We start from the raw sequence: 12,107 nt of genomic DNA, 5'->3' as shown, positions 1-12,107 counted from the left end.
ACGCCCGAAGGGCGGCTAGCATGCCCGCAAACGTGGCAAAGTGCCAGCCCTGTTCGTCGGCGGTTTGCCCAACCCGGCGCATTACGGTAGCTTTGGCCCTTTCCTGGGCGCTACGGCGCCCTTTATCTGTTTAGCTTTCATCTTTTCGTCTCTGACGCTAGGTTTTTCCATGGCTCAATACGTCTATACCATGCATCGGCTGGGCAAAGTTGTCCCGCCGAAGCGGGAAATCTTGAAGAACATCTCCCTGTCGTTTTTCCCCGGCGCCAAAATCGGCGTGCTCGGCCTCAACGGCTCGGGTAAATCCACTCTGTTGAAAATCATGGCGGGTGTAGACACCGAGTTCGACGGCGAAGCCCGTCCGATGCCGGAGCTCAATATCGGTTACCTGCCCCAGGAGCCGCAGCTGGACCCGTCCAAGACCGTGCGTGAAGTGGTCGAGGAAGCGGTCAGCGTGATCAAGGACGCCCAGGCCCGCCTGGACGAAGTCTACGCCGCTTACGCCGAACCTGATGCCGACTTCGACAAGCTGGCCGCCGAACAGGCCAAGCTTGAAGCCATCCTCCAGGCCAGCGACGGCCACAACCTCGAGCGCCAGCTGGAAGTGGCCGCCGACGCCCTGCGCCTGCCGGCCTGGGACGCCAAGGTCGAGCACCTGTCCGGTGGTGAGAAGCGCCGTGTGGCCCTGTGCCGCCTGCTGCTGTCGGCCCCCGACATGCTCCTGCTCGACGAGCCGACCAACCACCTGGACGCCGACTCCGTCGCTTGGCTTGAGCACTTCCTCCACGACTTCCCGGGCACCGTGGTAGCCATTACCCACGACCGTTACTTCCTCGACAACGTCGCAGGCTGGATCCTCGAACTCGATCGCGGCGCCGGTATTCCTTATGAGGGCAACTACTCGGGTTGGCTGGAAGCCAAGTCCGATCGTCTGGCCCAGGAATCCAAGCAGCAGTCGGCCCACGAAAAGGCCATGAAGGAAGAACTGGAGTGGGTGCGCAAAGGCGCCAAGGCTCGCCAGTCCAAATCCAAGGCCCGTCTGCAGCGCTTTGAAGAGATGCAGTCGCAGGAATTCCAGAAGCGCAGCGAGACCAACGAGATCTACATCCCGGCCGGTCCGCGCCTGGGTGACAAGGTGATCGAGTTCAAGAACGTCAGCAAGGGCTATGGCGATCGCGTACTGATCGACAACCTGTCGTTCTCTATGCCAAAAGGCGCGATCGTCGGCGTTATCGGCGGTAACGGCGCCGGTAAGTCGACCCTGTTCCGCATGTTGATGGGCAAAGAGCAACCGGACTCGGGCAGCATCGAGATCGGTGATACCGTGCAACTGGCCTGCGTCGACCAGAGCCGCGAGGACCTGGACGGCAACAAGACCGTGTTCCAGCAGATCTCCGACGGTTCCGACCAACTGCGCATCGGCACCTACGAGATTCCGTCGCGCACCTATGTCGGTCGTTTCAACTTCAAGGGCGGCGATCAGCAGAAGTTCGTCAAGGACCTCTCCGGTGGTGAGCGCGGCCGTCTGCACCTGGCCCTGACCCTGAAAGAGGGCGCCAACGTCCTGCTGCTCGACGAACCGTCCAACGACCTGGACGTGGAAACCCTGCGTTCGCTGGAGGAAGCCCTGCTGGACTTCCCGGGCGCCGCCATTGTGATCTCTCACGATCGCTGGTTCCTTGACCGCGTGGCGACCCACATCCTGGCTTACGAAGACGATTCGCAGGCGGTGTTCTTCGAAGGTAACTACACCGAGTACGAAGCCGATCGCAAGAAGCGCCTGGGCGAAGCTGCTGCCCAGCCGCATCGGGTACGGCACAAGAAACTGGCATAACCCGCACGGGGTTGCACTGGAACGGGGCCTTCGGGCCCCGTTTTTTTTACCCGAAGTTTCCCTCGTCCCTGTAGGAGCGGGCTTGCCCCGCGACCACGGCACAACATGTATACACTTATACAAATGCACCATTTAATTTCATAAAAACGACATTTCGCCCTGTTCCGGTGCGCGTGCTTCTTGGTAGAGTCGGGGAAAAAACCAATAAGCCTCTCTGATCTGGTGAATGTCTAATGATCGAATCTGTCGAAGATTTCCTTGCTCGCCTCAAGCAACGCGACCCGGCCCAGCCTGAGTTCCACCAGGCGGTCGAAGAGGTGCTGCGCAGCCTCTGGCCGTTCCTTGAAGCCAATCCGCATTACCTGCAGGCCGGTATTCTCGAACGCATGGTCGAGCCGGAGCGGGCGGTCCTGTTCCGCGTGTCGTGGGTCGATGACCAGGGCAAGGTCCAGGTCAACCGCGGTTACCGTATCCAGATGAGCAGTGCCATCGGCCCGTACAAGGGCGGCCTGCGTTTCCACCCGTCGGTCAACCTTGGCGTGCTCAAGTTCCTGGCCTTCGAGCAGGTGTTCAAGAACTCCCTGACCTCGTTGCCCATGGGCGGTGGCAAGGGCGGCTCGGACTTCGATCCGAAGGGCAAGAGTGATGCCGAGGTAATGCGCTTCTGCCAGGCATTCATGAGCGAGCTCTATCGTCATATCGGCGCCGACCTCGACGTGCCGGCCGGAGACATCGGTGTCGGTGCCCGCGAGATCGGCTTTCTGTTCGGCCAGTACAAGCGCCTGGCCAACCAGTTCACCTCGGTGCTGACCGGCAAGGGCATGGCCTACGGCGGCAGCCTGATCCGCCCGGAAGCCACCGGCTACGGCTGTGTGTATTTCGCGCAAGAGATGCTCAAGCGTCAGGACCTGCGTATCGATGGTCGCCGGGTGGCCATCTCCGGCTCCGGCAACGTCGCCCAGTATGCTGCGCGCAAGGTCATGGACCTGGGTGGCAAGGTGATTTCGCTGTCCGACTCCGAAGGCACCCTGTACTGCGAAGCCGGCTTGAGCGACGAACAGTGGGATGCGCTGATGGAGCTGAAAAACGTCAAGCGCGGGCGGATCAGCGAGCTGGCTGAGCGCTTTGGCCTGGAGTTCCGCAAAGGCCAGCGCCCCTGGACCCTGGCGTGTGACATCGCCTTGCCCTGTGCGACCCAGAACGAACTGAACGGCGAAGACGCCCGTACCCTGCTGGGCAATGGCTGCATCTGCGTGGCCGAAGGTGCCAACATGCCGACCACCCTCGACGCTGTGGACGTCCTCATCGAAGCTGGCATCCTCTTCGCCCCGGGCAAGGCGTCCAACGCGGGTGGTGTTGCCGTCAGTGGCCTGGAGATGTCGCAGAACGCCATGCGCCTGCTATGGACCGCCGGTGAAGTGGACAGCAAGCTGCACAACATCATGCAGTCGATTCACCACGCCTGTGTGCACTACGGTGAGGAAAACGGCAAGATCAACTACGTCAAAGGCGCCAACATCGCCGGCTTCGTCAAGGTTGCCGACGCCATGCTGGCCCAGGGCGTCGTTTGACCTAGCGGTGATAGGCCCGCGCGGCGTCGCGGTCCTTTTCCTGTTGCCACTGATCATCGCGCTCGTCCCAGTGACGGGCGCGATATTCCTGCAGGTCCTGGTTCTCCTGCATGGCGTGGCACTGGCGAAAGCCATCGTCCCAGCCGGATTCGTACTGGCGGTTGCGCAGGTAGCGCGGCACGTCCTTGCGAAAGTCCCCGGCCATCACCCCGGCAGCCTGGCGACCGCTGCTGCAGCCATCCTGGAAGCCATCGGCGTAGGCCGGTGGATAACCCTGATTGATCAATTGCTCATGGGTTGTCTGGCAACCCGCAAGTACACCCATTAGCACCACTACCAGCCAATACCGCCGCATGTTCAGACTCTCCGCTTGCCAGGGAAAGTCTAGGCGAGCAATGGTTGCTGGCGTGTCAAAACCGTGTGAAACAGTTGGGGTGCATCGCGGGGCAAGCCCGCTCCCACAGATCCTGTAGGAGCGGGCTTGCCCCGCGATGAGGCCCTCAGTACTGATACCACTTGAGTTCCAGCATCACCTCGTTCTGCGCCGAGGTCAGCTTGCTGAAGTCGCGGCTGGCACTCAGGCGCAGGCCCAGGTCGCGGGACAGTTCCCACTGCTGGTTCAGACTCAGGCTGCGGCGCACTTCGCCATTGGTGAAGTAGTCGGCCTTGGCCTCGACACTCAGGTTGCCCAGCGGATTGCGCCACAACAGCCCGGTATTGAAACCCGCCGCCGGGGCAATGAAGGCGGCGAAGTCATTATTGTGTTCGACCCGCACGGTGCCCAGGGCAAAGCCCAGCAGGTCATCGGCCAGCTGCCAGGTGCCGCCGGCGCCTCCGTTGACATGGCTGACCAACACCTCGTCGCCATGCTTGCCCAGTACTCGCTCAAGCCCCCCGGCCACCTGCCACGACCAGGGTTGCAGCAAGGCATTGCGCGGGGTCAGCGAGCGGATGGTAGCCAGATCCAGGCGCTGTACCTGCCAGTCATTGCCCTCGTACTGGCGCAGCTTGAGCTGGAGGATCTCGATTTGTGCGCCGAGGGGGAAACCGTAGGCGTTGTCGTTGAGGTCGTGATACGCCATGCGCAGGCCATATTCGGCAAAGGCGCGATCATCGCGGCTGCCCATGCCCAACTGCCAGGTACGCGATTGATGGCCGTCTTCAGGCAATCCCGGGCGTTCGATTTCAAGTTCCGGCGGTGGGTTGCGGTTGATCGCCCGCAGCAACTCGAAGCTGCGTTTGCTGCGCGCCGGATCACGCTCCTGGCCGTTGGCCCGGTAGCGTTCCAGGCGATAGGCAGCGTCTTGCACCAGGGCTTGGCGCTCACGGGGCAGCGCGTTGAAGTCGGGGCCTTGCAGCAGTGCGGTGTCAGCACTGAGCGCCAGCACTTGCTGTTGCTCGCCCGCATCCAGCGGTTTGGCCCGCTCCAGCAGTTCACGTTCGCGTGATGGCCGGTAGTCGATACGCTCGACCAGGCCGGCCTGCTTGACGGCCTTGACCGTGTCGGTAGGGATGGCGGTCAGTGGAAACTGCGAGGTCAGGTCCAGGCTCGGGCGTGCCACCTGCAGCAGTTCTAGCAAGCGGTAGGAGCAGTTCTCGTCGAAGAAGAAGTAGTCGAACTGGATTTGCTTGAGTTCCCAGACATGTTCGACCATGCGCCCGGTTTCTTCCGGGGTCAGGTTCAGCCGGTATTCCCACAGGTCGCGGTTTTCCAGGCTGCGGTATTCGGAGAGTTTTTCCTGGTACGGCACCAGGGCGAACAGTCCCGGATAGCCACCCATCAGGCCTTTCCAGGCATACAGGATGCTGTTGTCGCTACCCTCGATGTAGGCGCCGAAGTTGATCGCGTAGCTGAGCAGGGCGGTTTTGTTGCTCTGCACGTCGGCCTGGTCGATGCGCAGCAGCGTGTGGCCGAACATCGACGAGGGGCTGTTCAGGTAGGCGGCCGGGAAGATCATCACCGCACTGTGCGGCGAGACGTCCTTGAACCACTGGGTGTATTCCTTGCAGTCCGGGCTCGGTAGGTCGTTCAGTTGCAATTGCTCGCGCAGCCAGCGGGTACGCGCCGGGAACACGCATTGAGCATGGCGGTCGCCAAGGCTTGCCGGTGCATACAGGGCTCTGACGGTGGCGCGCAGTTCCTGCTCCGGGTGGTGGGCGCCGTCGTCGGCGAGAAAAAAGCGTGTGTCGTCGACATAGCTGCGCCAGCCGCCAAGCTTGGCCGTCTCGTAATGACCGAGGGCGATCCAGTAGCGCTCGGCTGCCAGTTGCGCAAGGCGTGGGTCATCGAATGAAGGGGCAGCATGCAACGGGGCGCAGGCACACAGCGCCAGGTAAGCAAGGCGTTTGAGCATGTCGGGCAACTAAGTCTGAATGATGCCGATAGAGGCGGACAACACCCCGCCCCGGTGAAGGGGCGGGTGGGCCGAGCTTAAGCCTGGGTGGCGTATTTGGCCAGGCGCGGATCGCTTTTCAGTACCGCGAGGGTATTGCTGTGAACGTCTTCGGCCGTTGCATCGACGGTCTTGAAGATGTCCTGGAAGTGTTGATGGGTAACCGCGGCAAAGTGCGCGCGATCTTCCGGGGCGACGCCCAGCACCACGGCATAGGTGGTCAGGGCTTCACCTTGACCCTTGGCCATGTCTTCGGAGAGTTCGTTCATCATGCCGTTCATGGCGATCCATGATTTACCGCCATAGGTCAGTGCAGCGTTGGTCGAGCAGCCGTTGGTGCCCGAAGTCATGCCGAACGTGGCGTTACCGGAGGTGCCATTGGTGGTGGATGCAAGGAAGTGGGCCGGTGTGCCGCGTTGGCCCTCGAACAGCATGTTGCCCCAGCCGCAGTCCGGACCACCCGGCGCCTGGGCCATGGCATTGAGGGAGACCGCGGTGAACAGAGTACCCAGAAGAATCCGTTTCATAGCATTGTTCTCTTTGTCGAAGTGCAAACCAAAGGTCAGGGTTGTCTGGCATATCTGCAGAGCCAGTTGCCAGGGCGGGTCGGTTATATACCCAGCCGCGCAGTTTGGAGTTTAGGCACGATCTAAGGGTTCCGTGGTTTATTGCGAAAGATTGCCTGAAATTATTGACGTGGATCGACTTTTCGCCCCTGTGACAATAAGCAGCAATGAGCCTTGCAAGGCGCACGCGCACGGCGCCAGAATGCTGACATCGCCCCGCCGAAGTAAGGAAGCCCGATGCCCGATCCTGTCGCTGCGAGCCTGCGTCTTGCGCCCGAAGCCCTGACCCGGCCGTTTTCCGCTGAACAGTTCGCCTTTTCCACTACCAATGATCTGGAGCCTTTTCGCGGTGTGCTTGGCCAGGAACGTGCTGTCGAAGCCTTGCAGTTCGGCGTCGCCATGCCGCGTCCTGGGTACAACGTATTTGTCATGGGCGAGCCCGGCACGGGCCGCTTCTCGTTCGTCAAACGCTACCTCAAGGCCGAAGGCAAGCGCCTGCAAACGCCGTCGGACTGGGTGTATGTCAATAATTACGACGAGCCGCGGGAGCCGCGCGCACTGGAGTTGCCACCGGGCAGCGCCGGCGCGTTCATCAGCGACATCGGCGGCCTGATCGATAACCTGCTGGCGACCTTTCCGGCGGTCTTCGAGCACCCGTCCTACCAGCAGAAGAAAAGCGCCATCGACCGCGCGTTCAACCAGCGATACGACCGTGCCCTGGATGTGATCGAGCGTGCTTCGCTGGAAAAGGACGTAGCCCTGTACCGCGACAGCAGTAACGTCGCCTTCACCCCGATGGCAGACGGCAAGGCGCTGGATGAGGCCGAGTTCGCCCAGTTGCCGGAAGCCGAGCGGGAGCGTTTTCACGACGACATTGCCATTCTGGAGGAACGCCTCAACGAAGAACTGGCGAGCCTGCCGCAGTGGAAGCGCGAATCGAACAACCAGCTGCGTCATCTCAACGAAGAAACCATCACTCTGGCCTTGCAGCCATTGCTGGCACCGTTGTCTGAAAAGTATGCAGAAAACGCTGCTGTCTGCGGCTATCTGCAGGCCATGCAGGTCAACCTGCTGCGCACTGTGGTCGAGCAACTGGTCGATGACAGCAAGACCGATGCCCAGGCGCGCAAACTGCTCGAAGAGCAGTACGCACCGAGCCTGGTCGTCGGCCACCACGCCAGCGGCGGTGCGCCGGTGGTGTTCGAGCCGCACCCGACCTACGACAACCTGTTTGGTCGTATCGAATACAGCACTGACCAGGGCGCGTTGTACACCACTTACCGGCAGTTGCGCCCGGGGGCTTTGCACCGGGCCAACGGTGGCTTTCTGATTCTTGAAGCCGAAAAGATGTTAAGCGAGCCGTTTGTCTGGGACGCCCTCAAGCGTGCCCTGCAGTCGCGCAAGCTGAAAATGGAATCGCCCCTGGGCGAGTTCGGCCGGCTGGCCACTGTGACCCTCAACCCGCAAATGCTGCCGCTGAACATCAAGGTGGTGATTATCGGGGCGCGGCAATTGTATTACGCCCTGCAGGACCACGACCCGGACTTCCAGGAGATGTTCCGGGTGCTGGTCGACTTCGACGAAGACATCCCCATGGTCGACGAGAGCCTGGAGCAGTTCGCCCAGTTGCTCAAGACCCGCACCAGCGAGGAGGGCATGGCGCCGTTGAGCGCTGATGCTGTGGCGCGCCTGGCGACCTACAGTGCGCGCCTGGCTGAACATCAGGGACGGTTGTCGGCGCGTATCGGCGACCTGTTCCAGCTGGTCAGTGAGGCAGACTTCATCCGCCACCTGGCCAACGATGAGATGACTGACGCCGGGCACATCGAGCGTGCGCTCAAGGCCAAGGCCACCCGTACCGGGCGCGTGTCGGCGCGGATTCTCGACGACATGCTGGCCGGCATCATCCTGATCGACACCGACGGTGCAGCTGTGGGCAAGTGTAATGGCCTGACGGTGCTGGAAGTCGGCGATTCGGCCTTCGGTGTGCCAGCGCGGATTTCCGCCACGGTCTACCCCGGCGGCAGTGGTATCGTCGACATTGAGCGTGAGGTCAACCTCGGCCAGCCGATCCACTCCAAGGGGGTAATGATCCTCACCGGTTACCTGGGCAGCCGTTATGCCCAGGAATTCCCCCTGGCGATCTCGGCGAGTATCGCCCTGGAGCAGTCCTACGGTTATGTGGACGGCGATAGCGCGTCACTGGGTGAGGCCTGCACGCTGATCTCGGCATTGTCCAGGACGCCGCTCAAGCAGTGCTTTGCCATCACCGGCTCGATCAACCAGTTCGGTGAAGTACAGGCGGTGGGCGGGGTCAACGAGAAGATCGAAGGCTTCTTCCGGCTTTGCGAGGCCCGCGGCCTGACTGGCGAACAAGGTGCGATCATCCCGCGTGCCAACGTTGCCACGCTGATGCTCGATGAGCGGGTGCTGCAGGCGGTGCGTGCCGGCATGTTCCACGTGTATGCGGTAAGCCAGGCTGACGAGGCGCTGAGCCTGCTGGTTGGCGAGCCTGCTGGCGAGCCGGATGCAGAAGGGCAGTTTCCTGAAGGCAGTGTCAACGCCCGGGTGGTTGAACGCCTGCGGGTGATTGCCGAAATGATCAGCGAAGAGGACTTGAAGGAGGCGGAGAAGGAGTTGGCCGAGCAAGCCCTGGCCCAAGTCAAACCGTCCTGATTCAAGTGGTACGAGTCAAAAAAACGGCGCTAAATGGAGCATGACCATTCGGCGCCGGTTTTTTCACGCTTTGGCGGATTTCGCCTATCCTTCAACTCAGGGACAGTCGTAGGGTCAGGAAAGAAACAGCCTTGTTTGCAGGGCTGAACCAGGGTTTACCGAGGACCTTCGCCATGCCGCGCAGCCTCAGCCTCACCCGTCAATGCCTGGGCCTGGTGACCCGCATTGAATGCAGCATACGCCCACTGGCCGGCGACAACGGTATGTGGACTTTGCTGTTCGCCGCCGGCATGGCTGGCGAGCAACCTTCGGCGATCAAGGCCCAGGGGCCGTTCCATGGCCCGTTCGTGGCCGAATCGGTACTGAACGCCATCGTCGATAGCCTGACCCTGCACGGTTATCAACTGGCCGACGATCCGCAGATCTGGTCTGTCCACCTGCAGGCCCAGTTGCGCCGGATCAACGGCGAACGAGTCCATCACGTCGGCGACTTTCAGTTCCATCCGGAAACCTGAGGCGCCCGCGTCGCGCCTGTGGCAGCGTGCCACGGGCTTTTTCTGTCATGGCTGGCTGTTATACTCGCGCTCGCTTTTTTGCCAACCTGACGAGTTTTCAATGGAACGTATTATCGAAAATGCGATGTATGCCTCGCGCTGGCTGCTCGCGCCGATCTATTTTGGTTTGTCGTTGGGCCTGTTGGCACTGGCACTGAAGTTCTTCCAGGAGATCTTTCACGTCCTGCCCAACGTCTTCGCCCTGGCTGAAGCCGACCTGATCCTGGTGCTGCTGTCGCTGATCGACATGGCCCTGGTCGGCGGCCTGCTGGTGATGGTGATGATCTCTGGCTACGAGAACTTCGTCTCGCAACTGGACATCGATGAAGACAAGGAAAAGCTCAGCTGGCTGGGCAAGATGGACTCGTCTTCGCTGAAGATGAAGGTTGCCGCCTCGATCGTGGCGATTTCCTCGATCCACCTGCTGCGGGTATTCATGGATGCGCGCAACATCGAGCCCCAGTACCTGATGTGGTACGTGATCATCCACATGACCTTCGTGGTCTCGGCCTTCGCCATGGGTTATCTGGACAAGCTCACCAAGCATTGATTCGGGTTTTTTGCCGAACAAGCACCGCCCGTCCGTTGCAAAACGGACGGGCGGTTGCGTTTTTGCCTTGTGCTTTGTGTGCGGCTGTACAAAAAATGAACGGTCACTCGAAGTGCCAGGCACGAGGTATCGCAATGAACCTTCAACAGCTGAACACCGAGGCCAAGGCCGGTCATGTCGAAGAGCTCAACCTGATCGCCATCGAAGGTGGCGACTTCATTCTCGAAGCACGGGTAAAAGGCCATGCTCATCCGCTGTCGGATACCCGGGGGCAGCGTCTTAAAGTGCATTCGGTAGTCGATGCGCAACGCTTGCTTGAAGGCTTGCCAGCAGTGCCGGTGCACCTGGTGCACTGGTCGATGGATGACGAGATGTGTGGCGGTAGCGAGGCCAGCTACGGCGATCTGAAACTACCGATGCCACGCCGTTCTGCCTGGTAGCTGATCTGCGTAACCGCAGTGTGCTAGGCTGCTCGCCCTTTTCATAAAGGGCGCGGCTGTTGTGCGCCCTGCAGCGGAGCAAGCAAATGTCCGAACTCAATCTGTCTACCGACGAAACGCGCGTCAGCTACGGCATTGGCCGTCAGCTGGGTGGCCAACTGCGCGACAACCCGCCACCGGGCGTGAACCTGGACGCCATCCTGGCCGGCCTGACCGATGCCTTCAACGGCCAGGACAGCCGCGTCAGCGAAGCCGACCTGTCGGCCAGCTTCAAGGTCATCCGTGAAATCATGCAAGCCGAAGCGGCTGCCAAGGCCGAAGCCGCCGCTGGCGAAGGCAAGGCCTTCCTGGTTGAAAACGCCAAGCGTGATGGCATCACCACCCTGGCTTCGGGCCTGCAATTCGAAGTACTGACCGCAGGTGAAGGCGCCAAGCCAAGCCGTGACGACAGCGTGCGCACCCACTACCACGGCACCCTGATCGATGGCACTGTGTTCGACAGCTCCTACGATCGCGGTCAGCCGGCAGAATTCCCGGTCGGTGGCGTGATTGCCGGCTGGACCGAAGCCCTGCAACTGATGAACGCCGGCAGCAAATGGCGCCTGTACGTGCCGAGCGAGCTGGCTTACGGCGCTCAGGGCGTTGGCAGCATCCCGCCGCACAGCGTGCTGGTGTTCGACGTCGAGCTGCTGGACGTTCTGTAAGACCTATCGCGGGGCAAGCCCGCTCCTACACAATTTGGGTAGGAGCGGGCTTGCCCCGCGATGCTGTTCAGTTCCAGTCGGTCCCGCCGCCAGGGCGCAACGCCCGTGCATAGCAGAACAGGAACAGGTTTCTCACCAGTTCCTTGAGCACACCCGGCTCACTCGAATTCAGGCCATTGAGGTCCAGGTCACCCTGGTCGCGCAGTTCGTCCAGTGCTTCTTCTTCAAGCACGGCACAGACCTCGCCGGTTTCCCGGTGCAGGATGCGCAGGTACGGATGGGGGCGGTCAAGCCAGGCGTCTATCAGATAAGTCATGGCTATTCTCCTTGAAAGCGTTCAATGAGAATAATTCTTATTATCAAAATAGCAAGTGCCTATTGGCGGTTTTTTTCCGCCTGTGGGTTGTCGAGGCCGCGGGAGGGCCCCGAAACCCTGAAGAATCAGACCTTGCGGACGAATTCCGATTTCAGCTTCATCGGGCCGATGCCGTCGATCTTGCAGTCGATGTCGTGGTCGCCGTCGCACAGGCGGATGTTCTTGACCTTGGTGCCGACCTTGACCACCAGCGAGGTGCCCTTGACCTTGAGGTCCTTGATCACGGTGATGGTGTCGCCGTCCTGCAGGACGTTGCCCACTGCATCCTTTTTCACCGTTTCGTCGCTGCTCGCTTCAGTCTCACCGGCAACCGACCACTCGTGGGCGCACTCGGGGCAGATCAGCTGGGCGCCGTCTTCGTAGGTGTATTCGGAGTTGCATTTGGGGCAGGGTGGCAAAGTGCTCACTAAGGTTCCTCAAGACGTACAGGTACAAAACCTACA

The 12,107-nt window shown here is 61.0% G+C and carries 12 protein-coding genes; 7 read left to right on the top strand and 5 right to left on the bottom strand.

Annotated elements, in window-relative coordinates; genetic code table 11:
* Positions 1–169: 169 nt before the first annotated feature.
* Both ettA and gdhA read left to right on the top strand, forming a co-directional pair.
* On the top strand, positions 170–1,834 hold the full coding sequence (gene ettA, locus M5G17_RS12370; RefSeq protein ID WP_273893194.1) for an energy-dependent translational throttle protein EttA: 1,665 nt from the start codon (positions 170–172) through the stop codon (positions 1,832–1,834).
* A 233-nt stretch (positions 1,835–2,067) separates the two neighbouring features.
* Positions 2,068–3,405: an NADP-specific glutamate dehydrogenase gene (gene gdhA, locus M5G17_RS12365; RefSeq protein ID WP_273893193.1), complete on the top strand. Its 1,338-nt coding sequence runs from the start codon at positions 2,068–2,070 to the stop codon at positions 3,403–3,405.
* A 1-nt stretch (position 3,406) separates the two neighbouring features.
* Here the strand turns inward: gdhA and M5G17_RS12360 are convergent, their stop codons facing one another.
* From M5G17_RS12360 to M5G17_RS12350, 3 genes are all read right to left on the bottom strand, one after another.
* On the bottom strand, positions 3,407–3,760 hold the full coding sequence (locus M5G17_RS12360; protein ID WP_273893192.1) for a hypothetical protein: 354 nt from the start codon (positions 3,758–3,760) through the stop codon (positions 3,407–3,409).
* 145 nt (positions 3,761–3,905) lie between these two features.
* Complete coding sequence (locus M5G17_RS12355; protein ID WP_273893191.1) at positions 3,906–5,759, bottom strand: Lnb N-terminal periplasmic domain-containing protein; 1,854 nt, start codon at positions 5,757–5,759, stop codon at positions 3,906–3,908.
* A 77-nt stretch (positions 5,760–5,836) separates the two neighbouring features.
* Positions 5,837–6,325 (bottom strand): DUF3015 domain-containing protein, encoded by a 489-nt coding sequence (locus tag M5G17_RS12350; protein ID WP_273893190.1) that lies wholly within the window; start codon positions 6,323–6,325, stop codon positions 5,837–5,839.
* Positions 6,326–6,601: 276 nt separating this feature from the next.
* Here M5G17_RS12350 and M5G17_RS12345 point away from each other — a divergent pair, with 276 nt between their 5' ends.
* The 5 genes from M5G17_RS12345 (at position 6,602) to M5G17_RS12325 (ending at position 11,288) form a co-directional block, all read left to right on the top strand.
* On the top strand, positions 6,602–9,040 hold the full coding sequence (locus tag M5G17_RS12345) for a Lon protease family protein (protein WP_273893189.1): 2,439 nt from the start codon (positions 6,602–6,604) through the stop codon (positions 9,038–9,040).
* Between the two features lie 173 nt (positions 9,041–9,213).
* A complete protein-coding gene (locus M5G17_RS12340; RefSeq protein WP_130263058.1) occupies positions 9,214–9,555 on the top strand; it encodes a PA4575 family protein in 342 nt (113 codons plus the stop codon).
* A gap of 100 nt (positions 9,556–9,655) precedes the next feature.
* Positions 9,656–10,144, top strand: coding sequence for a TIGR00645 family protein (locus M5G17_RS12335; protein WP_273893188.1), 489 nt, complete (start codon positions 9,656–9,658; stop codon positions 10,142–10,144).
* 134 nt (positions 10,145–10,278) lie between these two features.
* Complete coding sequence (locus tag M5G17_RS12330; protein WP_273893187.1) at positions 10,279–10,584, top strand: DUF6482 family protein; 306 nt, start codon at positions 10,279–10,281, stop codon at positions 10,582–10,584.
* A gap of 86 nt (positions 10,585–10,670) precedes the next feature.
* Positions 10,671–11,288 carry a BamJ family beta-barrel-assembly machinery protein gene (locus M5G17_RS12325; protein ID WP_273893186.1) on the top strand — a complete coding sequence of 206 codons (618 nt, stop codon included), beginning with the start codon at positions 10,671–10,673 and terminating at the stop codon, positions 11,286–11,288.
* A gap of 67 nt (positions 11,289–11,355) precedes the next feature.
* On the opposite strand, the gene M5G17_RS12320 is transcribed toward M5G17_RS12325, so the two are convergent.
* Complete coding sequence (locus tag M5G17_RS12320) at positions 11,356–11,604, bottom strand: PA4570 family protein (RefSeq protein ID WP_010226372.1); 249 nt, start codon at positions 11,602–11,604, stop codon at positions 11,356–11,358.
* Between the two features lie 125 nt (positions 11,605–11,729).
* Entirely contained in the window at positions 11,730–12,071 is a 342-nt protein-coding gene (locus M5G17_RS12315) for a zinc ribbon domain-containing protein YjdM (protein WP_273893185.1), read from the bottom strand.
* Positions 12,072–12,107 lie beyond the last annotated feature (36 nt).

Origin of the sequence: Pseudomonas rubra (assembly GCF_028656935.1) — a bacterium.
GTDB lineage: Bacteria > Pseudomonadota > Gammaproteobacteria > Pseudomonadales > Pseudomonadaceae > Aquipseudomonas > Aquipseudomonas rubra.
This window is presented reverse-complemented; position numbering and strand designations above follow the sequence as displayed.